The sequence below is a fragment of the Sunxiuqinia indica genome, assembly GCF_009847015.1.
GTDB lineage: Bacteria > Bacteroidota > Bacteroidia > Bacteroidales > Prolixibacteraceae > Sunxiuqinia > Sunxiuqinia indica.
On the sequence record NZ_WVEM01000001.1, the window covers coordinates 398,812 to 421,967 of the forward strand.

Annotated in this window: 23 protein-coding genes; 15 read left to right on the forward strand and 8 right to left on the reverse strand. The window is 41.6% G+C overall.

Annotated elements, in window-relative coordinates:
* Nucleotides 1-21 precede the first annotated feature (21 nt).
* Nucleotides 22-738, forward strand: coding sequence for an RluA family pseudouridine synthase (locus GR929_RS01580; RefSeq protein WP_159517155.1), 717 nt, complete (start codon nt 22-24; stop codon nt 736-738).
* Here the strand turns inward: GR929_RS01580 and trhA are convergent.
* The 6 genes from trhA to GR929_RS01610 all read right to left on the reverse strand — a co-directional run bounded on the left by trhA (nt 731) and on the right by GR929_RS01610 (nt 6,681).
* The gene (trhA, locus tag GR929_RS01585) at nt 731-1,372 is read right to left on the reverse strand and encodes a PAQR family membrane homeostasis protein TrhA (protein ID WP_159517156.1); all 642 of its coding nucleotides are present in this window, start codon (nt 1,370-1,372) and stop codon (nt 731-733) included. The genes GR929_RS01580 and trhA overlap by 8 nt on opposite strands.
* A 62-nt stretch (nt 1,373-1,434) precedes the next feature.
* The gene (locus GR929_RS01590; protein ID WP_159517157.1) at nt 1,435-2,805 is read right to left on the reverse strand and encodes an ATP-binding protein; all 1,371 of its coding nucleotides are present in this window, start codon (nt 2,803-2,805) and stop codon (nt 1,435-1,437) included.
* Nucleotides 2,806-2,812: 7 nt separating this feature from the next.
* Entirely contained in the window at nt 2,813-3,430 is a 618-nt protein-coding gene (locus GR929_RS01595; RefSeq protein WP_159517158.1) for a hypothetical protein, read from the reverse strand.
* Nucleotides 3,431-3,433: 3 nt separating this feature from the next.
* A complete protein-coding gene (locus tag GR929_RS01600; RefSeq protein WP_159517159.1) occupies nt 3,434-3,814 on the reverse strand; it encodes a response regulator in 381 nt (126 codons plus the stop codon).
* A 204-nt stretch (nt 3,815-4,018) separates the two neighbouring features.
* Complete coding sequence (locus GR929_RS01605) at nt 4,019-4,405, reverse strand: DUF302 domain-containing protein (protein ID WP_159517160.1); 387 nt, start codon at nt 4,403-4,405, stop codon at nt 4,019-4,021.
* A 14-nt stretch (nt 4,406-4,419) separates the two neighbouring features.
* On the reverse strand, nt 4,420-6,681 hold the full coding sequence (locus GR929_RS01610; RefSeq protein WP_159517161.1) for a copper-translocating P-type ATPase: 2,262 nt from the start codon (nt 6,679-6,681) through the stop codon (nt 4,420-4,422).
* A 285-nt stretch (nt 6,682-6,966) separates the two neighbouring features.
* Here GR929_RS01610 and GR929_RS01615 point away from each other — a divergent pair, with 285 nt between their 5' ends.
* The 9 genes from GR929_RS01615 to GR929_RS01655 all read left to right on the forward strand — a co-directional run bounded on the left by GR929_RS01615 (nt 6,967) and on the right by GR929_RS01655 (nt 18,157).
* Nucleotides 6,967-7,683: a hypothetical protein gene (locus tag GR929_RS01615; RefSeq protein ID WP_159517162.1), complete on the forward strand. Its 717-nt coding sequence runs from the start codon at nt 6,967-6,969 to the stop codon at nt 7,681-7,683.
* Between the two features lie 168 nt (nt 7,684-7,851).
* Nucleotides 7,852-9,096, forward strand: a complete 1,245-nt coding sequence (locus GR929_RS01620) for a ribulose-bisphosphate carboxylase large subunit family protein (protein ID WP_159517163.1) — start codon at nt 7,852-7,854, stop codon at nt 9,094-9,096.
* 6 nt (nt 9,097-9,102) lie between these two features.
* On the forward strand, nt 9,103-10,497 hold the full coding sequence (locus GR929_RS01625; RefSeq protein WP_159517164.1) for a four-carbon acid sugar kinase family protein: 1,395 nt from the start codon (nt 9,103-9,105) through the stop codon (nt 10,495-10,497).
* Nucleotides 10,498-10,540: 43 nt separating this feature from the next.
* Nucleotides 10,541-11,203, forward strand: a complete 663-nt coding sequence (locus tag GR929_RS01630; RefSeq protein WP_159517165.1) for an aspartate/glutamate racemase family protein — start codon at nt 10,541-10,543, stop codon at nt 11,201-11,203.
* Nucleotides 11,204-11,206: 3 nt separating this feature from the next.
* Nucleotides 11,207-12,487 carry a bile acid:sodium symporter family protein gene (locus GR929_RS01635; protein WP_159517166.1) on the forward strand — a complete coding sequence of 427 codons (1,281 nt, stop codon included), beginning with the start codon at nt 11,207-11,209 and terminating at the stop codon, nt 12,485-12,487.
* 110 nt (nt 12,488-12,597) lie between these two features.
* On the forward strand, nt 12,598-15,081 hold the full coding sequence (gene hrpB, locus GR929_RS01640; protein ID WP_159517167.1) for an ATP-dependent helicase HrpB: 2,484 nt from the start codon (nt 12,598-12,600) through the stop codon (nt 15,079-15,081).
* Nucleotides 15,082-15,085: 4 nt separating this feature from the next.
* The gene (locus tag GR929_RS01645; RefSeq protein ID WP_159517168.1) at nt 15,086-15,766 is read left to right on the forward strand and encodes a DUF2293 domain-containing protein; all 681 of its coding nucleotides are present in this window, start codon (nt 15,086-15,088) and stop codon (nt 15,764-15,766) included.
* 19 nt (nt 15,767-15,785) lie between these two features.
* The gene (locus GR929_RS01650; RefSeq protein ID WP_159517169.1) at nt 15,786-16,181 is read left to right on the forward strand and encodes a YchJ family protein; all 396 of its coding nucleotides are present in this window, start codon (nt 15,786-15,788) and stop codon (nt 16,179-16,181) included.
* Nucleotides 16,182-16,516: 335 nt separating this feature from the next.
* Entirely contained in the window at nt 16,517-18,157 is a 1,641-nt protein-coding gene (locus GR929_RS01655) for an alkaline phosphatase family protein (RefSeq protein ID WP_159517170.1), read from the forward strand.
* On the opposite strand, the gene GR929_RS01660 is transcribed toward GR929_RS01655, so the two are convergent.
* Nucleotides 18,151-18,783, reverse strand: a complete 633-nt coding sequence (locus GR929_RS01660; RefSeq protein WP_159517171.1) for a hypothetical protein — start codon at nt 18,781-18,783, stop codon at nt 18,151-18,153. The two genes, GR929_RS01655 and GR929_RS01660, sit on opposite strands and share 7 nt — an antisense overlap.
* Nucleotides 18,784-19,047: 264 nt before the next feature.
* On the opposite strand from GR929_RS01660, the gene GR929_RS01665 reads away from it, so the two are divergent.
* The 5 genes from GR929_RS01665 to GR929_RS01685 all read left to right on the forward strand — a co-directional run bounded on the left by GR929_RS01665 (nt 19,048) and on the right by GR929_RS01685 (nt 22,786).
* Entirely contained in the window at nt 19,048-19,458 is a 411-nt protein-coding gene (locus GR929_RS01665) for a secondary thiamine-phosphate synthase enzyme YjbQ (protein ID WP_159517172.1), read from the forward strand.
* 195 nt (nt 19,459-19,653) lie between these two features.
* Nucleotides 19,654-20,454, forward strand: a complete 801-nt coding sequence (locus GR929_RS01670; protein WP_159517173.1) for an alpha/beta hydrolase — start codon at nt 19,654-19,656, stop codon at nt 20,452-20,454.
* Nucleotides 20,455-20,662: 208 nt separating this feature from the next.
* Nucleotides 20,663-21,724: a type III polyketide synthase gene (locus GR929_RS01675; RefSeq protein ID WP_159517174.1), complete on the forward strand. Its 1,062-nt coding sequence runs from the start codon at nt 20,663-20,665 to the stop codon at nt 21,722-21,724.
* A 3-nt stretch (nt 21,725-21,727) separates the two neighbouring features.
* Nucleotides 21,728-22,222 carry an isoprenylcysteine carboxyl methyltransferase family protein gene (locus tag GR929_RS01680; protein WP_159517175.1) on the forward strand — a complete coding sequence of 165 codons (495 nt, stop codon included), beginning with the start codon at nt 21,728-21,730 and terminating at the stop codon, nt 22,220-22,222.
* A gap of 108 nt (nt 22,223-22,330) precedes the next feature.
* Nucleotides 22,331-22,786: a magnesium-dependent phosphatase-1 gene (locus GR929_RS01685; RefSeq protein WP_159517176.1), complete on the forward strand. Its 456-nt coding sequence runs from the start codon at nt 22,331-22,333 to the stop codon at nt 22,784-22,786.
* Between the two features lie 30 nt (nt 22,787-22,816).
* Here GR929_RS01685 and GR929_RS01690 read toward each other — a convergent pair whose 3' ends face one another.
* Entirely contained in the window at nt 22,817-23,059 is a 243-nt protein-coding gene (locus GR929_RS01690) for a Nif11-like leader peptide family natural product precursor (protein WP_159517177.1), read from the reverse strand.
* Nucleotides 23,060-23,156: the final 97 nt, after the last annotated feature.

A 23,156-nucleotide genomic window follows, 5' to 3' on the forward strand; every position in this document is an offset into this window, starting at 1 on the left:
TTGTTTGAAAAGAACTGTATCTTGCGAACATTATTATTTTCAGAAATTATGGACATACCAACAATATATAAAGATGAACATTTGATTGTGGTTAACAAGCCTGTTGACCTGCCAGTGCATAAAAACGACTTCATGCCTAATGATGCACCGTACCTGACCAAATTGATTGGTAATGAGTATGATCAATGGGTGCACAATGTTCATCGGCTGGACTCCAAAACTTCGGGAGTGATTGTGTTAGCTTTTTCAAAGGAAGTGGCTCACGAACTTGCCCTTCAGTTCGAGCGAAAAGAAGTTGACAAGCAATACGCAGCCATTGTACTGGGCGAACTTCCTGAAGAAGGAGTATTTGACGAAAAAGTAGTCGTGAAAAAGAAAAGCAAGTTTAAAAAGAATGCCCTGACTCGGTACAAAAGAGAACGGCTTGTTCAAACAAACATATCGTATAAAGAGCATACCAATGTTTGCCTGAGCCTGGCTCAGGTTTTTCCGGAAACCGGACGTTGGCATCAAATTCGCCAGCACTTTGCCAAAAACAGACACGATATTGTTGGCGATTCACATCACGGCGACTTTACTTTAAATAAATTGATAACAGCCGAATGGGGATTTAGACGATTGATGTTGCATGCTTCAAAACTATCTTTCACACATCCCGTAAGTGGGGAGCGACTAACATTTGAGGCTGACTTACCCGGCGACTTTGACCAATTGCTGCAAGTTGTTGCTGCTAAATAGGCAGCAAGTACAAAAATGCAAAAAAGTGGCAAACTGATCCGCCCAAAATGAAAAGGTGAAAAACCAAATGAAAAAATGGCACTTTAGGAAATAGATAAAACACTGCACCGGCAGTGTAACTTAGTCCTCCAGCCAATAAAAACCAAAGCGAAGTATTGGGTACTCGCTGAATGACAGGTACAATAGCCAATAAAACCAGCCATCCCATGGCGATGTAAAGCCAGGCCGAAAGCTTTCGCCACTTCGAACGGTAAAACCAAACTTTGAAGACAATACCGGCAATGGCGAGTGTCCAGATCAAGCCAAAAATAGTCCACCCAATCCACCCCCGAAGCGAAATTAAGGAGATGGGCGTGTATGAACCAGCAATCAAAATATAGATGGCCGAGTGGTCGAACTTATTTAATTTGATTTTTAAACGTGGGTTTTTAGCACTGTGATAAAGGGTAGAGGCCAGGTAAAGAATAACCATACTCACTCCAAATACGCCAAAACTTACAATGTGCCAGGCATTTCCATAAATAGCTCCAAATACGGTTAAAAGCGTCACTCCGGCAACTGCTAAGGCAATACCAATTCCATGAGAAATGGTGTTTGCTATTTCTTCTGCGCGTACTAATTTTTTACTTCTCAATGTGTTTGTTTTAAAGAGGCGAAGTTACACAGATATTTTGCACCCCCTCAAAAAAATGAAACTTATTTGGTTGGTAATTGTATCCCAAAAGTAGACCCAACACCAGGTTCTGACTCCATGAAAACTTCACCTCCCATGAGCTGTGCTAAGTTTTTTGAAATTGCTAATCCAAGGCCGGTTCCTCCGTATAATTTAACTAGATCTTGATTTGCCTGATGGAATCGCTTGAATACTTTATGATGAAATTCTTTTGGAATTCCTATACCGGTATCTTTTACATGAAAATAAAGCATTTGATTTTGTAGTCTGGTTCGAATTTCGATGCTTCCACTATCTGTGAATTTGATAGCATTGCTTATGAAATTGCTTAAAACTTGTTTGGTACGTACATAATCTATTGAGGCTTCGAACTTGTCCGGAAGTTCATTGTAAATATGAAGAGTCAGGGATTTATTTTCAATCTCAGGTTTAAACGTTAGCCTAATTTCCTCCAATATGTGTTGGATAACAAACAGTTTCTTCGTAATTACTATTTGGCCGGATTCAATTTTCGAAATATCCAGAACGTCGTTGATCAATGCTAATAGCTGTTTTCCTGATTTCAATACCATATTTAAATAAACCCTCCTCATGTCTTCAGAAAGCTGCTCGTCCTGAAGAAGTTCTGAGAAACCGAGAATACTATTCATCGGAGTCCGTATTTCATGGCTCATGTTGGCTAAAAATGCCGATTTCAGCTGGTCACTCTCTTCTGCCTTTATTTTGGATTTGTTTAATTCTTCGTTCGTTTGGTTTAGTTGGTTGTTTATTTCCGTTAATTTTAAGTTCAAATGAGAAAGCTCAATATTCTGTCGGCTTAATTTCTCGCGGCTTTCTTTTAATTGCCGGGCATTCTTCGAGCGTTCTTCAATTTCCTTTTTCAATGCTGAATTTGCAGTTACAAGGTCGGCCGTTCGCTCTAAAACTCTCTCTTCCAACACCAAGTTAGCATTTCTCAATTGCTCTTCTTTAGCAATAAGTCTATCTTGATTTCTTTTACTTTCTAAAATAAGTTCAGTGAGCTGTGTTTGGTCTTCAATGCAAAAAATGGCGTATGGCTCTTGTGAGTCTTCCATTGGAAGAAAATTGACCGTTGTGTGGAGATATCTATCAATCTTTCTTTCACCCGTGTAAAGATTTCGATGTAGATGTGATGAGAAAATAGCCGTTGTGCCAAATTTGAGGACTGTATTGATTTGGTGCTGGTAGATAAACTGAATAAAGGATGGAAAAATTTCATCCAGCTTTTTGGTATAAACATCTTCTAAACCATAGCCGGTCCAATCTTTCATTGTTTTATTCCAAAAAACTATTTTTTGTTTTTTATCAACAATGAATATGCCGTTGAATAGATAATTAAAAGCATCAAAATTTAAAAGCTTTTTACGAGTCATTTAGCTTTTATTTTTTTTGAAATAAGTTGGCGTAGTATTGATCAATCATGGATAATAGTTCATTAAACGTTTTGATTGAAAAGACTAATAATAAATTGCCACTAATGTCAAGTTCAATTACCTTAAAGCTAGTTTTGCATAACAAGACGACCTTACCATACTCACCAGGTTCAAACTTTATAATATCGTCAATCACACCATGCCGATATTCCGGAACGGCATATTTCAATTCAATTTCAAACTGTTCGCTTAAAGTAGAAAAAACAGAATTAATAATGATGTTACTAATTTCAGTAAGAGCACTGATATTTAGGATGTCACTGCTGTTGTTTATGTGAAGATCCCGAACAAATAACTCAACTAATTTATTGGCCTTTTCGGAGGGGAAAATAAGCAATCCCGAACCTGAAAATGTTGATGAAAAACCCATCTCTACAGCAGCATAGTCTTTATCGGTCCATGTTGCTAAAAATTTCATCAAGCTTTTTTCATCGAATATATCTAAAGTGGGTGTTTCTAGAGTTACATGGTGTTCAACAATCTGATTCAACACATTCGCGCCTCTCCCAATTCCAATATTGATGATTTCAAGCAGAGCATCCCTGTGCTTTTCGCTAACTTCCATAAGCTAATTTTTAGTTGACAGTTGAAAAATCGTTGATGCTGATTTTAGAAAATCCTGATTGCTAAAAGGCTTATGCATCACGTGGCTTACCCCCAGATCAATGTATTTCTGTCTGGTTGTGGGCTGGATATCAGCAGTTAATAGAATTACGGGGATGTGTTTGTTGGTGAGTTTCAGTTTTTCCATAACGCCATAGCCATCCAGTTTAGGCATTAGTGAATCTAAGACCATACCATCGGGCTGCTCTTTCTCAATCATCAAAAGTGCCTCCTCTCCATCTTTCGCTTGAATAACATCGACGTTGGGAAAATCATTTAAAATATCTTCAATTTTCAGACGCATAACAAAAGAATCGTCCACAACCAAAATTATTTTCTTTTCCATAATGAGTTATTTCTATTCGTTAGAATGAATATTATTGATATTGATGCATTAACGCATCTTTTGAGTGAATTAAAATATTCAAACTTTTATTGTAGCCCACAATATAGTAAATAATACTCTTTTATTTAAGAAAGAATTTGTGTTGTTCAATTCTAATACGAATCGCAGTCAGACTCATTTGGAAAATCTATTTTCTGGAGTGTGTTAAACAGCTTGAATTGCTTTTTCAAGCCTGTTTTTAATATCAGTGGCGATACCACCCAAATCCTTATTTTCAATTGCCATCATCGAGGCTATTGGATTTACCGCTGCAACTTCAACTCTATTATTGCTGGTTTCCTGAACGATAACATTACACGGTAGCATTGTTCCAATTTTGTTTTCGGCTTGCAGTGCTTGATATGCGGCAGGAGGGTTGCAAGCTCCGAGTATCGTGTATTTTCGAAAGTCAACATCCAGTTTTTCCTTCAGCTTTTCTTGGATATTAATTGTGGTCAGTACGCCAAAACCTTCTTTTTTGAGTTCTTCTGTTACTTTTTCAATGGCTTCGTCAAAGGTGTAGTCGGTTACTTTTTCAATGTAGTACTTCATGATTTTTTTTATTATTAATGGTTATTTATATTCAGTTTTTTCTTTAGTAGTTGAGCATTAATGGCAACGACAATGGTGCTGAAAGTCATTAATACAGCACCAAGCGCAGGGCTGATAATAATTCCGGATTGATAAAGCACACCGGCAGCCAACGGAATCGCAACCACATTATACGCTGTTGCCCATATGAAATTCTGAATCATCTTTTTGTATGTCTCTTTCCCAAATAAAATTAAAGACGCGATATCTTTCGGATTACTGTTGACCAAAATAATATCTGCGGTTTCTGCTGCCACATCGGTACCAGAGCCGACAGCAATCCCAACATCGGCAGTTGCCAGAGCCGGTGCATCGTTAATACCATCACCAGTCATGGCTACAAATTCTCCACTTTCCTGAAATTCTTTCACTTTCGCCTGCTTTTCATCGGGTAAAATATTTGCAAAGTAACCATCAAGCTTTAGTTCTTCACTTACGCTCTTTGCTACTTTTTCATTATCCCCGGTCATCATATAGAGTTTCAATCCGCTTTCTTTCAGTGTTTTTACTGCCTCGTATGATTCTTCTCTAATTTCATCTGCCATAGCAATAAAACCAATCAAATGTTCATTAATGACAACAAAAACAACGGTTTCCTGTTCATTTTTGTTTGCCTCTTCCGGTATTTCTATATCGTTTTCTTTTAAATATCCGGGGCTCACCACTTTCACCTGTTTGTCTTCTACTTTTGCTTCAATACCTTTTCCGGTTATCGCATTGAAGTCTTTTATTTCAGGCAGATCAATTTTTTCCTGATTTACCTTCTTCATAATTCCGGCTGCCAATGGGTGTTCCGATTCTGATTCAACTGCTCCTGCAAGTCTTAAAACAGCCTCGTCATCATAATCCTTCGTTACCGATTGATAGCGTGTTACCCCGAAGTTTCCTTTGGTGAGTGTGCCGGTTTTGTCAAATGCAAGTAAAGTCACTTTACGTGAGTTTTCAAAAGCAGTTCTGTTGCGAATCAGTAACCCGTTTTGTGCCGAAATGGAGGTTGAAATTGCAACAACTAAAGGTACCGCTAATCCTAACGCATGAGGACAGGTGATTACCATGACGCTCGCCATTCGTTCCAGTGCAAAGGCAAAATCTTTTCCGGCAGCCAACCATGCACCCAGGGTGCCAAAACCAATGGTTAAGGCAATAACCGTTAACCATAAAGCAATGCGATCGGCCAAATGTTGCGTTTTTGATTTTTTATTTTGAGCTTCACGCACCATGTTCACGACCTTATTTAAATATGCATTTTCGCCAACTTCTTTCACTTTAAGTTTTAGCGAACTGTTGCCGTTAATGGTACCGCCGATAACTTCATCATTCTTTGACTTTTTAACGGGCTGCGATTCTCCTGTTACCATCGATTGGTTAATGTTGCTTTCTCCTTCAACAATAAAACCATCAACCGGAATTTTCTCTCCCGGGCGAACCAATACAAGATCGTCTTTTTCAAGTTGATCAACTTTCACATCTTCCACATCACCATCAGTCAGGCGGTGCGCTTCAGATGGCATGAGGGCAACCAATTCCTGCAGCGAATTGGATGCACCCATAACTGACTTCATCTCAATCCAATGTCCTAAAAGCATAACGTCAATCAGGGTAGCGAGCTCCCAGAAAAATGTTTTCCCTTCTAAACCGAATGTCGTTGCAGAACTGTATCCCCAGGCAACAGTGATCGCCACTGCAATCAGGGTCATCATTCCGGGCTGCTTTTTCTTAAGCTCTTTGGCTAAGCCAGTTAAAAATGGCCAGCCTCCATAGAAAAAAATAACTGTTGAAAGACCAAATAGCAAGTAGTTCGCTTGTCCAAAGGAAAAATTATAACTCAGCAGGTTTTGAATCATAGGTGACAAAACCAGAACTGGTAATGTCAACACCATGGAAATCCAAAAACGCTTTCGGAAATCCCTGATCATCATCGCATGATGACCGGAGTGATCATGTGAGCCATGGTCATGCTCGTGATGATGGCTTACATTTTTTTTATTTTGGGAATGAGAATGAACGTGTTGCTTCTCTTCTTCCGGTTGTTTCTCCTTGTGATTGGCAGATCTAGATGTTTGTTGCTGATGATCATGCTTGGGATGATGATCGTCGTGTTTTTGCGGTGATTCTTTTGAAGAATTGGACTGTTTTCCATGCTTGGCATGTTGCTGTTTCTGGGGTAACTTTTCATGCTGCTGATGTTTTTTTTGATCGACTTTATTTTTATTTGTTGAATTTCCTTGATTAGTCATGACAGGTAGATTTTACACCTAGCTAGCTAAAAAACCATGCCACAATACCTGTTCGATTCAAATCCCCTTTAATCAGCTGAATTGCCGACATACTCATTCATTAATAACGGGAGTTTGCTCCACACTTTTGTTGTTTTAGCTCCACAGGATCCCTAACTTGGATTGTTACAGCTGCCGGAACTATTCCGGCGTATGTTAACTCTGGATTTTCTCTTATTCCGAAAGCTGTTTGATTCGATAATAATGGACAACTTTTAGATATTTTTGTAAAAAACCACATCGAAAATGAAATACCTGAAAGCCTCCATAGAACTCAAAAAGCTGATAGAACAAACAAACGAGTTGTGTCTGAAGAAAAATTGCCCTGTTCTGAAAGAACGAAATTTTATCGTGTTGAAATCAGATGGTGGTGAACAGCACGAAATTAAAATGAAGGAGTTCTCAAACGAATTTCTTCAAACGACACTGGAAGAAAATAAGAATTCAAAGGCTTTTGTTTTTACTGATTTGGCTGCCACGATGGTCAAAGATCAAAAACTGACTTATTTCTTGTACAAAGGCTATCATTGCGAAATTGAAAAAGGATTGGTTTGGTTTCAGCCTATTAACGAAGAGACTTCAGAACCCTATGGTGAATTACAGTTCAGCAACCTCGAGGAAAATGTTTTTTATTCGGTTTTGGCTCCCGACTTTGAAGAAAGCACCAGCAATGCCATGGAAACCGATGAGCAAATTGAAGGTGGTAAAAGCATTGTTTTTATTATTGGTAACCTGAATGAAGAGCGTTTGTTGCACGATATTCAGCGATTGATTTTTGATACTGTTAATAATGTTCAGAAACACCAAGGGTTGAGATTTAAGATTGTTCTGAATATCACCAAATTTAACGGGGAACCAACCGCTGATTTTCTGAAGAAGCTCGACCTTATCAAAGAATATACCCACACGAGTATTCAATCAGAATATTCAAATTGCGAGTTTGTTTTTGACCTGGAAATGTAATCCGGGCTTAATCATTTCCGGATTCAAATTGCAAGAGGAGAAATATTACACTAATCTTCTAGATCAAACTATTTGCAGTCTTTCAAAGCATTTTTTCGTTTATAAAACACTCATTTTTCCGAATAAGAGTTCGTTCTACCATTAATAATTTTAATAAATTAGCGATCTATGGAACGAATTCATGCTACTTATCTTATCGAAAGCCCCTATGAGATTGAAAAAGCTGCTGCCGTGCTGGCCGGCGAACAATCCAGCGGTACTTTTGTGTCGGTGCCTGGCGAAACAGATGAACTAAAGACCCGGTTTGCAGCTCGTGTTGAAAATATTGAGTTGCTCGACCACGTGTCAGAACCAAGTATGCCGGGTGAAGTTATTGAGAATAAAACCTACCAACGAGCCAAAGTCAAGGTTTCGTGGTCTATCGAAAATTTTGGATATAATATTCCAGCAATGATTTCAACATTGCAAGGGAACCTCTATGAATTAAGGCAGTTTACCGGACTTAAACTAGATGATTTTGAAGTGCCAGAGTCATTTGCCAGTCATTTTAGAGGACCGCAGTTCGGAATGAAAGGGACCAAACAACTTGCAGGCGTTGAAGCTGAACGCCCAATGATTGGAACAATTATAAAGCCGAGTGTTGGTTTGACTCCCGAATACACAGCAAACTTAGTAAAATCATTAGCCGAAGCTGGAATTGATTTTGTAAAAGACGATGAGCTATTGGGCTCAGCAGCAAATTCTCCGTTCGATATTCGTGTTGAAAAGATCATGAAAGAGATCAATGAATTTGCAGATAAAACCGGTAAAAAAATTATGTATGCGTTCAATATCACCGGTGACTTGGAAACCATGAAAGCAAATTATGAAATCGTTGTAAAAGCCGGTGGAACTTGCGCCATGGTTAGTATTAACAGCGTGGGATGGACTGGAGTAAAACAAGTTTGCGATTGGGGCGAACTCTCCATTCATGGACACCGAAATGGTTGGGGAATGCTCAATCGTCATCCGTTATTGGGAATCAATTTCCCGGCGTACAATAAAATATGGCGGTTAGCTGGTGTTGATCAAATGCACGTAAACGGCATCAAAAATAAATTCTGGGAATCCGACGATTCTGTGGTACGCTCAATTAAATCGTGTCATACTCCATTTCTTAATAATGAATCGGTTATTCCGGTGGTGTCCTCCGGGCAGTGGGGAGGTCAGGCCTTTGAAACGTACCGGCGAACACAAACGACCGACTTGCTGTATATGGCAGGTGGCGGAATTATGGCACACCCTTCCGGCCCGCAAGGTGGTGTTAAAGCACTTCATCAGGCCTGGAAAGGTGCAGTGGACGGAATGACGCTGGAAGAGGCGGCAAAACAATACAAAGAGTTTAGTGAGTCGGTTGTAAAGTTTGGGAGCTAAGTAACGATGAAGCACACAAACAAAACATTGATTGCTTTTTATGGCGATGATTTCACTGGGTCAACCGATGCGCTGGAGTTTTTAAGTCGTGCCGGAGCTAAAACGGTTCTTTTTTTAGAAAATCCCAGCGCTGACTTACTGGATCAATTTAGAGATCTGGATGCAGTTGGAGTTGCTGGAATGACCCGTGCAATGGAGCCGGAGGAGATGGCTCAAACCTTGCAGGAGGCCTTTAACTCATTAAACGTGTTGTCGCCACGTCATGTCCATTACAAAGTATGCTCAACCTTCGACTCGTCACCCGAAATTGGAAATATTGGCACAGCAATAGTTACTGGTCGCCAGTCGTTTCAAAATAATTTTACTCCAATACTGGTTGCTGCGCCTAACTTGGGACGGTATTCGGCCTTTGGAAATCTTTATGCCCGAATGGGAATCGGAAGCGCAGGGTCCATTTATCGGCTGGACAGACATCCTTCGATGATGACACATCCAATCACACCGTCTGCCGAAAGTGATTTGCGCCATCATTTGACCAAACAGATTGACGAGCCTATGGGGTTGGTTGATCTGTTGGACATAAATAAATCAAGCAATGAATTAAGCGACAAATTGAATAGCGAAATTGCCAGAGGACATAAAATAATCTTTATCGATGCGATGTACGAAAACCAAATGGTTCGTATCGGTGAATTGTTGGACTCAAAAGCACATACTCAAAAGCCGCTTTTCTCGGTGGGCTCATCAGGCATTGAGAAAGCGCTGGGCGATTTTTGGACATCGACTGGTGTGCTTCAAACCAGAGACCAGTGGACCGGGCTGGAAGAATGTAGCCCAATGTTGGTGCTCTCGGGGAGTGTGTCGCCAATAACAGGAGCTCAAATCGATTGGGCCGTTCAAAACGGCTTTGAGGAAATAGCGATTTCTCCTGAAGTATTGGAGGGGGGAGATCAGGAGTCAAAACTAATTGCTGAATATCAGCAACAAATTGTTCTATTTCTGAAAGAAGGAAAGAATGTAATTTTACATACCTCCAAGGGACCGACTGATCCACGCTATCAGGAAACAAAAAATTTCTTTGAGCAAAAAGGATGGGACGAATTGATGATTCGTTCGCAAACAGCAAAACGTTTTGGTCGACTATTGGGACAATCAGCCAACGCAGCATTGAAGCAAGTACCTGTAAAACGATTGATTATTGCAGGGGGAGATACGTCCAGCTATGTGGCTCGCGAGTTAGGCATTAAAGCGGTAGAAATGATTGCTCCAGTATTTCCGGGAGCACCGATGTGTCGGGCTTTTGCTCCCGGTTTTCCGGTCGACCAGATTGAAGTGAATTTAAAAGGTGGGCAGGTTGGTGACGAAACTTACTTTGGCGCTTTACAAAAGGGCAGGATATAGATTAAGCAGAAAGAAAATCTAACGACAATAACGAAAAACGATTATGGGAAAAAAATTAGGTTTAGTACATACTTCAGCAACACTGGTTCCGGTATTTCAGGAATTAATCGATCAATATCTCAAAGGAAAAGATATTCAAGTGTTCAACATCGTGGATGATAGTTTAATCAAAAACACAATTGAACGTGGCGAGCTTACTGCTGACACTTCGCGCAGAGTAGTTGATTACGTAGGTTCTGCCGAAGCTGCGGGTGCCGATTATATTTTGGTAACCTGCTCTTCAATCGGACCTGCAGTTGAAACATCTGCATCGCTTACCAAAGTTCCGGTATTACGAGTTGATCAACCAATGGCAGACCAGGCAGTGCAAATGGGGAGTAAGATTGGAGTTGTCGCCACACTTTCTACAACGTTGGATCCAACAAGCGACCTGGTGCTGCGAAGAGCCCAAGCTGCGGGAAAGAAAATCGAATTGACTGCGAAACTCTGCGAAGGAGCATTTGATGCGTTGATGGGAGGAAAACCTGAAGTACATGACGAAATGGTAGCTTCGGCCTTGAAAGAATTGTCAAGTCAGGTCGATGTTATTTTATTGGCTCAGGCCTCCATGGCAAGAGTCGTGAGCCAACTTTCAGAAGAAGATAAAAAGGTGCCAATTTTGGCAAGTCCGAAAATAGCCATGGAATATTTAGCCAAAAATCTGTAACCAATGCAAAAACTGCAAAGGTATACTCTTTGGTTGGGGGTGCTTGCAGCGCTTTTATTGGTTGTCTCGTTGAGCGCAGGATATGGGAACTTGATTTCTCCATTGACCGTAATCGCGGCTGTTAGCATTACAATTGGCCTTGGTTCTATTCCGCTTTTAAAAAGTTATCAATATACAGCCTGGATCATGCTTGCCTTTGTTTGTGGCATGATTTATCCTTCGGCCTTTTTGCAGTGGGGTAGCTTCGATTTAAGAAACAAATGGCTAATCCTGATCGTGGTTCAACTGGTCATGTTCGGAATGGGAACTCAAATGAGCCTTAAAGATTTTGCAGGACTGCGCACAATGGGGCGAGGTGTGTTGGTCGGAATCATTTGTCAGTTTTCAATTATGCCCTTGACGGGCTATATTCTAACACGCATTTTTGATTTTGACCCGGAAATAGCGGCAGGAATTATTTTAATCGGGTCGTGTTCCAGTGGCTTGGCTTCTAATGTAATGGTTTACATCGCTAAAGCGAATCTTGCTTTGTCGGTAACACTAACCACTTTGGCAACTCTTGTTGCTCCAATAATGACTCCGTTTTTGATGAAAATGCTAGCCAGTACCTACGTGCAAATCAATTTCTTGGAAATGTGCATGCAGATCATAAAAATAGTGATTGTACCGGTTGGCGCCGCATTGCTGTTTGATGCCTATAAAAACTATTCGTCTTCAATCCGCAGGAAAATAAACTGGGCTTTTTACATTTCTATTGGATGGCTATTGGCTTGCTACATCTTTCTTTGGGACTTTCTGGCTAGCTTGCTATCCAACGATTCTTTGTTGGTACTCGAGTTGATGAACTTCTTGTTAGGGGCTGTCGTTGTTGGCAAATTGTATTTTCACTTGACTGAAATACTTCCCCGGGTACAGGGGTTTATGCCAAAAATATCAATGTTCGGCATTGTGTACTTCACAACAGTTACAACAGCTGCCAGCCGCGAAAATATTCTTACGGTCGGAATCTTTATTTTAATGGCTTCGATCATTCACAATTCACTGGGATATACATTTGGTTATTCGATCAGTCGTTTGTTAGGACTCGATAAAGATTCGTGCCGCACGGTGGCGTTGGAAGTTGGTCTCCAAAATGGAGGAATGGCTTCCGGATTAGCCGGTGTTATGGGAAAATTGGCTACAATTGGTTTAGCATCAGCTGTCTTTAGTCCCTGGATGAATATTTCAGGTTCGATACTGGCCAATTACTGGAAACGAAAAAAGATTTCAGAAACAATCCAATAACTCCCTATTTATCTTCCATTCACTCTAAGGGTGGGGCTTAGGTGAAACTTATTTCCTACTTTTGCGCTCCTAAGAATTGCCTATTAAAGGGTGTTCTGAAAAGCTTTTTAATGTTGAATATAGATTTTGAAACTATTGATTTGCCGGTTGTTTCCATCCTTGAGGATATTAAAAAGCAACTGGTTCTTCAAAACACACTTATAATACAGGCGCCTCCGGGAGCCGGAAAAAGTACCTTGGTTCCTCTGGCATTGCTGGATGAAAGTAGCACCGGGAAGATTATTGTGCTGGAACCACGGCGATTGGCAGCACGTTCTATTGCTGAACGAATGGCTTCGTTGCTTGGCGAAAAAGTAGGAGAGACGGTTGGCTATCGTATCCGCTTCGAAAACAGGGTGAGCGAAAAGACACGGATTGAAGTGGTCACCGAAGGAATTCTGACGCGAATGCTGCACTCCGACAATTCGCTGGAGGGAATATCCACAGTCATTTTTGATGAATTTCACGAGCGTAGCATTCATGCCGATGTGGCCTTGGCTTTATGTCGCGAAGCCCAGCAAATTCTCCGTCCTGATTTACGCATTTTGGTGATGTCGGCTACCTTAAATTTGCCTCAGCTGGTTGACTTATTGCAGGCTCCTTCTGTTACATGCAGTGGGCGCCAGTATCCGGTAGATATTCAATATACGGGAGGAAATGATGTTCGCATGCTTCCCGATTTAACCGCTCAAACCGTATTACGGGCGATAAAGGAAACAAAGGGCGACATCCTTGCTTTTCTTCCGGGTGAAGGCGAAATTCGAAAATGTGAGGGTTTGCTGAAGAAGGAAAACTTACCTGTTGAGATTCACCCGCTGTTTGGGATGCTTCCTAAAAACAAGCAATTAGCAGCCATCTTACCAAATCCTAAAGGCAAACGAAAAATCATTTTGGCCACTTCAATTGCCGAAACCAGCTTAACGATTGAAGGAGTGCAGGTGGTGATTGATTGTGGCTATGCGCGCACCTCCCGGTTCGATCCGGGCAATGGACTATCGCGTTTGGAAACAGTGCAGATATCAATCGACTCGGCTGATCAGCGAGCCGGTCGCGCCGGACGTTTGGGGCCCGGAACCTGCTTTCGGATGTGGACCCGGGCAACGCAGGATCAATTGGCCGAGCATCGCGTACCAGAAATTATGGAGGCCGATCTTGCCGATCTGGTGCTGGATTTAGCGCAGTGGGGAATTACTGATCCAAGTCAACTCTCCTGGCTCACGCCACCCCCAAAGGGTGCTTATTCGCAGGCTACAGAACTCTTACATCAATTGGAAGCGCTGGACTGTGGCCGGATTACGGAACATGGGAAAGCCATGCATCGGTTGCCCTGCCACCCGCGCATTGCACACATGCTTTTGATGGCAAAGCAACATGGCAATTTGCAACTGGCTACCGACCTGGCAGCCATGCTTGAAGAGCGTGACCCACTCGGACGTGAGGCCGGTATCGATATAAATCTTCGGATTGAAGCCTTGCGAAAGCAGCGTGCTGAAAACCGGATGAGTAAAAAAATGAGTCGCATCGATAAAGTTGCCGAGTCGTACCGCCGACTGGTCGGCTGCAACGAAAGCAATGAAGTTATTGACCCATACGAAACAGGGCTGTTATTGGTATTTGCTTACCCCGAGCGCATTGGACATGCCCGTGTTGGTAACAACGCCCAATTTCAGTTGTCAAATGGTAGTTTGGTCATGGCAGGGCATCAGGATGATTTGGCACATGAAGCCTGGTTAGCAGTTGCTCACCTAAATGCACGCGAAGGAATGGGAAAGATTTTTTTAGCTTCGCCTTTAAACCCGCGAGATTTGGCCCCTTTGGTAAAAGAACGAGACCTGATTACCTGGGACACCCGAAATGGCGGGCTAAATGCAGTGCGTGAATTGCGTGTTGGCTCCATTGTTTTACAATCGAAACCACTACCTAACCCCGATCAAAGTCATTTGCAGCAAGCTATTGTTGATGCTGTTCAAAAAGAAGGCGAGCACTTGCTTGACTTTAACAAACAGGTTGAGCAGTGGCAAAACAGGGTGCTGAGTATGCGAAAATGGCACCCGACGGGAAATTGGCCTGATGTTTCAACAGGCAATCTATTGATGACCAATAACGAGTGGCTCGTTCCTTATTTGCAGGGCGTTCGAAAGCCTGCCGATCTGAAAAAAATCGACTTAAAGTCAGCTCTTCATTATCATTTGAGTGCGGAGCAACAAACTCAACTAAACCGTTTCGCTCCCGAAAAGATCGATGTGCCCAGCGGTTCCTCAATCCGTTTGGAGTATCAACCCAACGGTGCTCCTCCCGTGTTGGCTGTTCGTTTACAAGAAGTTTTTGGAATGACTGATACGCCAACTGTAGATGATGGACAAGTGAATGTGCTGATGCATTTACTGTCGCCGGGTTTTAAGCCGGTACAAATTACTTCTGACCTGCGAAGTTTTTGGGACAATATCTATTTTGAAGTTAAAAAAGAACTGAAGCGTCGTTACCCGAAACACGCCTGGCCCGATGATCCCTGGGCTGAGAAAGCAGTTCGTGGAGTAAACAGAAAAAAGAAATAGCAGAATGAGTAACCAAAATATATTAATTGTGAGCCCGGGAAAAAACGGACAAGTGACCGGCGAGTATGGTGAGCCTCTTACGCCACCTAAAGACTGGGAATTCCTGCCGGCTGGAGATGCTGGAATTACTCGTAAAGTAACGGCACAAGGGAAGTACTGGCGGGTTCAGGTAAAGAAAGGCCGACGAACAATGTCGAAAGGAGTATGGGCGCCGGCAGCTACAATTGCAAATGCAAAGGAAACGGTTACTGCCGTTCGACAAACAGATAGTTATCAGAAGAAGAGGAAGTCGGAAATTATTCGCCGGGAGAAAAAGCAAGTGGTTTACCAGGGTGAGTTTTTTGAAGCCGTGGTTCGCTATCTCAATTTTCATTCAACTTACCGGGAAGTAGAGCAAAAAATGGCTCAGGCTATTACTAATCATGCCACTCCGGTTGGCAGTGGCACTGTTGCCCGCACGCAGCGCATTCCGGTTGAAGAGCGTGCTGCCCGCGCTGTTATTGCATGGATGCGCCATCAAACGACAGCTTACGACAATATGAAAATTGCCCGTATAAAAGGGGAGCGGCGTGCAGTACGACGAGAGCTTGCTCAGCGGTCAGTTCAGTTGCTTAACAGTTATCGGAAAGGGCAGATCATCTCAATAGATTGTCCGCTATGGAACGCCATTCATCGAAACAAATAAACAAGCAAAACCAAGCAATATGAATCGTTTATGCCCTTGTGGATCGAAGAAAGAAACCAGCACATGTTGTGAAGCCATTCTTTCAGGTAGGCGACAAGCTGCAACGGCAATCGAGCTGATGCGTTCGCGATATGTGGCGTTTACGAAAGCGGATGGTGCTTACCTGATGAGTAGTCATCATAGCCAGACACGCCCCGTAAAAGAGCGCATTGCTATCGAGAAGTGGGCTCGGTCAGTAAACTGGGTGAGCCTAACGATCCTGTCGGCCGAAGCCGGCGAAGCCACAGACGAGACCGGGAAAGTTGAGTTTCGTGCCCTTTACCTTGAAAATGGGAAACTGGAACAAATACACGAAAATTCACTTTTCAAGCGAGAAAGAGGGAAATGGGTTTATCACTCGGGCATTCATTTTTAAGAATTGCTGAAATTTGGTAGCCGGACTAGCAGCGCATACTCACACGTTGGCACATGATTGTATTTCGTATTCTTCTCCTCATGTATCTACATAACAATTCGCAGGCTGTTGTTTAGGCAGTAAATACCAAATGATCAACGAATTGATAACCGCACATTTTCGGCACAAATTACATGAATCCGTAATTTCTATAAAACTTGTTTTTCAATGTTTCGGTGAGTTTTCGTACGATTCTCCCTATCAATTTTTTATCCGTCGAAATTATTTCGATCCTTCTTCGTTTAATTCGTGTGTTGCTAAGTTTTTTATATTTTTGGGTTCCTAAAAATTTTACTATGCTGAATCGATTGCAGACGCTTTTCATACTGGTTTTTATACTGAGTTCATTTCCAGTTTTTTCGCAACAAATTCCTGTTAATCAATCCGACCAGACTCGATTGGTTGTGGTCATTAATGTGGAGCAAATGCGTACCGATTACATCAGTCGGTTTTGGAATCAGTTTCAGCAAGGCGGATTTCGCAGGTTGATGAACGAAGGAACGGTTTGTAGTAATACATCGATGGACCTGCACATCAAAAAGAACATTACCGGGGTGCCAACACTTTTTACCGGCGTTTACCCGGCTCGCCATGGAATTGTAAACGATAGCTGGTACGACCGCTTGCGCGAAAAGGAAGTGAGTGCCCTTGAAGATAACTATTACATTACCGTAGGAAGTGACTCGGAAGAAGGTCAGATTTCGTCGGCTAACCTGTTAATGCCAACCATTGGAGATGTACTCAAACTCAATTCGCAAAATGAAGCTAAGGTGTTTTCGGTTGCGCTTAATGCCAGCAGCGCTGTTCTTTCAGCCGGCCATGCTGCCGACGGTGCTTACTGGATGGATGAGTTAACCGGCCACATGATCAGTACGTCTTATTTTGTTGATCAATTTCCGGACTGGGCACGTACATTCAATGATAAGCGATTTGCCGACCTCTATCTGGATCGCGATTGGACAACTTTGCTTCCGGCAACGAGCTACACCGAAAGCCTGGAAGATGATTACATTCTGGAGCCCGGGTATTATCAAAAGTGGAACACGTTCCCGTATAACCTCAAGAAATTAAAAGATCGTGCAGGGAGTTATAAGGTGTTGAAGACAACACCATTCGGAAATACCATGGTGAAAGATTTTGCCTTAGCATTGATTGAAGCAGAACGACTGGGGCAAGACTATGTTCCGGATTTGCTGGCTCTTAATTTTTCATCGATGGACTATGAACAGGGTTCGTTTAGCCCTAACTCCGTTGAAATAGAAGACTTGTACTTACGCTTGGATCGAAACCTGGAACACCTGTTAAACTTTCTCGATCAAAAAGTAGGAAGAAACCGATATCTGGTTGTATTGAGTTCGGCGTGTTCAACAAATTATCCGGTTGCTTATTTAAAAGAAGAATTTAATATGCCGGTTGGTTTTGTTGCTCCCGAAAGCATGATCGCTCTCTTGAAATCATTTTTAAATATTAGCTATGGACAGGGCGAATGGGTCGAATTTGTTACCGATCAGCAAATCTACCTGAATCGTGAGCTGATTGAGAAAAACGGACTCGAGCTGGGTGATGTTCAGCGAAAAGCAGCCTCCTTTATTAACCAGTTCGAAGGAATAAAACTTTCGCTGCCCTCGGTTGATTTTGAGCGGGGTGACTACTTGAAAAGTCAGCTGGCAACGATTGCCGATTCATATAACTTGAAACGATCGGGCGATGTGCTTTTTATGCTGGAAGATGGTTGGCAGCCAGAATATAAATTCAAACGAACGATTTATACTGACAATGCCCGTGTTCCACTGATTTGGTTTGGTAAAGGAATTCAAAAGCGAACAACCATTAAGCCGGTTGACGGAGTGGATGTTGTGCCAACCCTGCTAAATCTATTGGGATTCGATATTCCCGACTACTGCATTGGTAAGGTTATACCGGAAGTTTCTCAATAACGGGTCGAAAAATACAGCGCCAAGGTGAACGTGATGGTTTGCCTTCTTAAATTGTACCACTGATAAGGATCTTCGGTAGTGCGTTCTTCCAACGGCTTCCATTGCCATTGCCATTCGTTGTTTTTGTAGTTGTGGTAGCCAACCTTAAAAACCAGAAAGCTATTCCATTTGATGCGGTAACGAAATCCGAGTCCATATTCGTATAGAAAACCTTTATCTTGTGTATCGTCATTAAATCGGAATCCATAGCCTCCTTCCACATAAGCAAAAGGTGTGTTTGAGCCTTTGCTCAGATAAGCATGGGTGTTGACTACCATTGGCAGCGTGTACATTCTTGGACCTTGATACTGAAGAAACCCCAGCCCTGCGCCGGCAGAAAGATGATAATTGATAAACCAATTGACGGTTGATTTTAAGCCAAAGGACGATGGACTGTAAGCGTCCGTATCAATTAAGTAGTTGGTCGTTAGCTTGTAGTTAGTCCCGTAAATTCCTTCAATGCTGTAAAAGAAACCTTGGTTTCTCACAAGGTGTGCTCGTTTAGCCTGTGCTGATTCACTCAGTAACCCAATAAACGTAAACAATAAGGCAAAAAGCAGAAGGTGCTTAATTCGTTTTTCTTTCATAGTAACAGGGTTTCAACTAAATCTATTCCGGATAATCTGGTTGCACGGTGCAAGATATTAAAAGATCGCTTCAAAAGGAATAGGTTTAAGGATTTGCAATTGTTTTTGTAAATTTGTGTTCCTGATTGATTGCTTGCGTGGTAACAAAAATAGCACAGCGAGCAGCAAGTAAAAACAGGGTGGGGCCTTCTGCAATCCTCCGGATTATGTGGAAGTAAAGAAGACAAAACAATCCAGTATCCCGTCCAAAATATCCCAAAAATTATGATTGAACAGAAAGAAATACAATTACCTGAATTTAGAAGAGGCTTTCACTTGATAACAGACCTGGTTACCCGTGAATTGCCCGATTTACCCGATAAAGGATTGCTACATGTTTTAATCAAGCATACCTCGGCGGGAATTACCTTAAATGAAAATGCTGATCCATCAGTCCGGACCGATTTTGAGTCGTTCGTGAATAAACTCATTCCCGAAAATCATCCTGTGTACACCCACACTTACGAAGGCGCTGATGATATGCCGGCGCACCTGAAATCCTCAATTATTGGTGCTGAACTGACGATTCCGATTACCAACGGCCGGTTGAATCTTGGGACCTGGCAAGGCATTTACCTGGGTGAATACCGCAACCATGGAGGCTCTCGTAAATTGGTATTGACGGTTTATAGTTAGCTGGGCTGGTAGGTTAAAATGATCAGTATTTTTTACCACCACTCCGCCAACAACATTAAGGTTGCCACATCTCCTCCTTGAAAAAGACGGAGAGGTGGTAGTTTCGGTACTCATTTTTTTGTCTGGAGCCTGCAACTAAATTAAATCCGTTGTAACTTGCAGTTTCTCGTCAGAATGTCAATACAGACCCAGAAAATGAAGAAAGTACTTATTAACGCTCTAAAAGTAGTCTTAGCTCTTTATGTTTTAGTATGTGGGTTTTTATACATTGCCCAAGAGAGATTAATTTTTTTTCCTCAGAAATTAGAGAAGACATATCAATTTCAGTTTCGTCAGAAATATGAAGAAAAAAATATTGAGACTGCAGATGGAACGATCTTAAATGGCCTGTTGTTTAAAGCGGATAGTACGAAAGGACTGATTTTTTATCTACACGGAAATGCAGGTTCTTTAAAGTCATGGGGTGGTGTTGCAAAAACGTATACCGATTTAAATTATGACATTTTTATCATTGATTATCGTGGATACGGTAAAAGTGAAGGAAAGATAAACGGACAAGAACAACTTTTTGAGGATGTACAGGAAGTTTACAGTGAACTTACAAAGCAATATACTGAAGACAAAATAATTGTGTTAGGATATTCGATTGGAACAGGTCTTGCATCCAAGATTGCTTCGACAAACAATCCCAGACTTTTAATTTTACAAGCTCCTTATTATAGCCTGACAGATCTGATGAAGCATACTTATCCGATTATTCCCGGGTTTCTTTTAAAATATAAGCTTGAAACCAACAAATATTTAAAAGATTGTCAAATGCCTGTTGTTATTTTTCATGGAAATCAAGACCGGGTTATTTATTATGGCTCTTCACTGAAACTTAAACAAGAATTTAAGGAATCAGACACTTTAATTACATTAAACGGGCAGGGGCATAATGGCATGACAGATAATGAAATATATAAGTCAGAAATAAGAAGAATATTGTCTCGTTAGTAAATAACGAACGGACAAAAGAACGATAGGCATGCGGGGTTAACAAATTGTCTTACAATATCTGTTTGCCGTTTATGAAGCATGCAATACTCAAACAATTAATCTGCCCGGGTGTTGGATAAGAAGCAATAACATCGGAAGAAATTCAGATGAAAAGTGTGGGGAAACCGGAAAAATTCTCCAGATTCAAATAACCTTAAAAGAAAAAATGATGCCTTTTGTTGAAACCGTATCCAAAATAGATTTCCCCCATAAAGTTGATCAGCAAAAAGTGAAAGGATATGCAAAAGAGTTTTTCTTGCCTCACTTCCCTCAGGCTGAACGTTTGATGAGTGTTTTCGATAATACAGAGATCAAGTTCCGAAATTTTTGCAAACCCTTAGAAACCTATGTGTCACACAATACTTTTCAGAAAAGGAACACGGAATTTGTTCGTTGTGCATTGGAATATTCGATCCAGGCTATTGAAGAATGCCTGACAAAAGCACAGCTAAAGAAAGAAGAGCTTACCGATATCATTTTCGTTTCTTCTACCGGACTTGCCACTCCAAGTATCGATGCATTAATCGTTAATCAGTTAAGGCTCAATCCTCACATCAACCGCATGTCTGTTTTCGGATTAGGTTGTGCCGGAGGAGTATCAGGGATGGCTAAAGCAAGTGCTCTGGCAACGGCAAATCCTGATGCCAGCGTGCTGCTTGTTGCGGTTGAGTTGTGCTCTTTAACTTTTCTGAGCACTGACTTCAGTAAAAGTAATTTTGTGGCGTCGAGCCTTTTTTCTGACGGGATTGCGGCTTGCATCATAAAAGGCGACAATCATAAAACGGAGCAGCAGATTAAATTCGTCGGATCAGGAAGTAAATTGTATTACGATTCGTTGGATGTGATGGGCTGGGAATTCCTGGACTCTGGGTTCAAGGTTCTTTTTTCTTCTGATATTCCGACCATCATCCACCAAAATGTAAAAGAAGATGTATCGGCTTTTTTAGCAAAATATGACCTGGAATTGAGTGATATCAAGAATTTCATTTTTCATCCGGGGGGTAAAAAAGTGTTGACCGCATATAAAGAAGCATTAGCTGTAGAAGGCGATTTTCTGAAAAATACCCGCGAAACAATGAACGATTGTGGCAATATGTCGAGCACGACCGTTTTGTATGTCCTGGATAAATTTATTAACGATGGTTTTAAAGACGGCTATGGGCTCATGCTGGCATTGGGGCCGGGTTTCTCAAGCGAAATGGTATTGTTTGAAATGAATAATCCTTAAGCCATGGCCTTCGTCCTTTTCATCTCTTTTCTGATCCTGTTGCGCCTGAGTGAGTTACTGATAGCCAGGAGGAATGAAATCTGGCTTCGGGCAAATGGAGCGGTTGAATACGGTAAAAAGCATTATCCGTTTATTGTGCTGCTTCACCTTGCGTTTATGCTGTCGTTGGTCATCGAATATCTGCTAAAACCCACAGAAACGCCTGATTACTTCTTGCTAGCTTTATTGCTGGCACTAATAGCGGTTAAAATGCACATCATCTATTCTCTGGGGAGGTACTGGAATACCAAAATACTTCATATAGCCGGCGTTCCGTTGGTCAGAAAAGGACTTTATAAATATTTTAAACACCCAAACTACTTCATTGTAATCAGCGAGATTGCTGTTATTCCTTTGATTTTTCATTTATATGTGACTGCAATTGTTTTTTCGGTGCTGAATGCAATTATGCTGTTCATTAGAATTAAAGCAGAGAATAAAATATTGAAGCAAGCGTAGTTGCACGATTCCCATTTATTCTCTTTTTCAAGAAGGAATACGCACGATTAGTTTGGGAAGCTGTTGTTGGTCAGGCTTTATTATTTTTGCAGCTCAAAAAGAGAGTTTATGAAACTTTTTGTATTCGATTTAGATTATACGCTTTGGAATGCCGGCGATACCTGGTGCGACTGTACCAACCCACCGTATTATTGGAGCAACGGTAATTTGTTGGATCAGGCAGGGCGCAGGCTGCGTTTGTATGACGATGTGCCTGACATTTTGGATAAGCTAAAAGGTAGCGGAAAGATGATTGCCGCTGCATCGAGAACAGAAGCGCCGGATTGGGCAGCGCAACTACTTCAGTTGTTCCGTATTGACCACTATTTTGATGCACAGGAGATTTACCCCGGAGATAAATTCAAACATCTCTCCCGGATTTTGAAACAAACGAATACGCACAAGAAAGAGGTCGTGTTTTTTGATGATGAATATCGCAATGTCAGCGATATCCGGTCCATGGGAATTGAAGCCGTATTTGTTGACGACGGCCTGAACTGGGAACTGGTAAAGCCTTATTTATAAACCCCAGCCAGACCTCAAAGCCAATGAGAGTTATTGATTTAATGACATGCGAAACCACATTGCCGTCTGCATCAAACGGTTGGCTTCTTCTTCAAACTGGCATTTCACATGCATCATGTTTACTGATTCCTCAAACTCTTCGACGTCAAACTCGTAGCCAAACTCAGTTAATTGCTGAATCAATTCATTTCCGGGAGTTTTGTTAACCACTTTTCGAAGCTCCGGATCAACCTGCGATTCGCGGATAAATTTCATTGCGTCATTAATAGCCATGGTGTTTTCGTTTTTTGTTTCTTAAAAATCCAATATTTCCACGAAATATAAAATCATTTTCTGCCTGAAAGGTGAAAATTTATTCAAACTTTAATGT

Bases quoted from the DNA above. Each gene is read 5' to 3' on its own strand.
- GR929_RS01590 (WP_159517157.1), bottom strand. From the start codon at position 2,805: ATGACTCGTAAAAAGCTTTTAAATTTTGATGCTTTTAATTATCTATTC.
- GR929_RS01595 (WP_159517158.1), bottom strand. From the start codon at position 3,430: ATGGAAGTTAGCGAAAAGCACAGGGATGCTCTGCTTGAAATCATCAAT.
- GR929_RS01600 (WP_159517159.1), bottom strand. From the start codon at position 3,814: ATGGAAAAGAAAATAATTTTGGTTGTGGACGATTCTTTTGTTATGCGT.
- GR929_RS01605 (WP_159517160.1), bottom strand. From the start codon at position 4,405: ATGAAGTACTACATTGAAAAAGTAACCGACTACACCTTTGACGAAGCC.
- GR929_RS01610 (WP_159517161.1), bottom strand. From the start codon at position 6,681: ATGACTAATCAAGGAAATTCAACAAATAAAAATAAAGTCGATCAAAAA.
- GR929_RS01615 (WP_159517162.1), top strand. From the start codon at position 6,967: ATGAAATACCTGAAAGCCTCCATAGAACTCAAAAAGCTGATAGAACAA.
- GR929_RS01620 (WP_159517163.1), top strand. From the start codon at position 7,852: ATGGAACGAATTCATGCTACTTATCTTATCGAAAGCCCCTATGAGATT.
- GR929_RS01625 (WP_159517164.1), top strand. From the start codon at position 9,103: ATGAAGCACACAAACAAAACATTGATTGCTTTTTATGGCGATGATTTC.
- GR929_RS01630 (WP_159517165.1), top strand. From the start codon at position 10,541: ATGGGAAAAAAATTAGGTTTAGTACATACTTCAGCAACACTGGTTCCG.
- GR929_RS01635 (WP_159517166.1), top strand. From the start codon at position 11,207: ATGCAAAAACTGCAAAGGTATACTCTTTGGTTGGGGGTGCTTGCAGCG.
- hrpB (WP_159517167.1), top strand. From the start codon at position 12,598: ATGTTGAATATAGATTTTGAAACTATTGATTTGCCGGTTGTTTCCATC.
- GR929_RS01645 (WP_159517168.1), top strand. From the start codon at position 15,086: ATGAGTAACCAAAATATATTAATTGTGAGCCCGGGAAAAAACGGACAA.
- GR929_RS01650 (WP_159517169.1), top strand. From the start codon at position 15,786: ATGAATCGTTTATGCCCTTGTGGATCGAAGAAAGAAACCAGCACATGT.
- GR929_RS01655 (WP_159517170.1), top strand. From the start codon at position 16,517: ATGCTGAATCGATTGCAGACGCTTTTCATACTGGTTTTTATACTGAGT.
- GR929_RS01660 (WP_159517171.1), bottom strand. From the start codon at position 18,783: ATGAAAGAAAAACGAATTAAGCACCTTCTGCTTTTTGCCTTATTGTTT.
- GR929_RS01665 (WP_159517172.1), top strand. From the start codon at position 19,048: ATGATTGAACAGAAAGAAATACAATTACCTGAATTTAGAAGAGGCTTT.
- GR929_RS01670 (WP_159517173.1), top strand. From the start codon at position 19,654: ATGAAGAAAGTACTTATTAACGCTCTAAAAGTAGTCTTAGCTCTTTAT.
- GR929_RS01675 (WP_159517174.1), top strand. From the start codon at position 20,663: ATGATGCCTTTTGTTGAAACCGTATCCAAAATAGATTTCCCCCATAAA.
- GR929_RS01680 (WP_159517175.1), top strand. From the start codon at position 21,728: ATGGCCTTCGTCCTTTTCATCTCTTTTCTGATCCTGTTGCGCCTGAGT.
- GR929_RS01685 (WP_159517176.1), top strand. From the start codon at position 22,331: ATGAAACTTTTTGTATTCGATTTAGATTATACGCTTTGGAATGCCGGC.
- GR929_RS01690 (WP_159517177.1), bottom strand. From the start codon at position 23,059: ATGGCTATTAATGACGCAATGAAATTTATCCGCGAATCGCAGGTTGAT.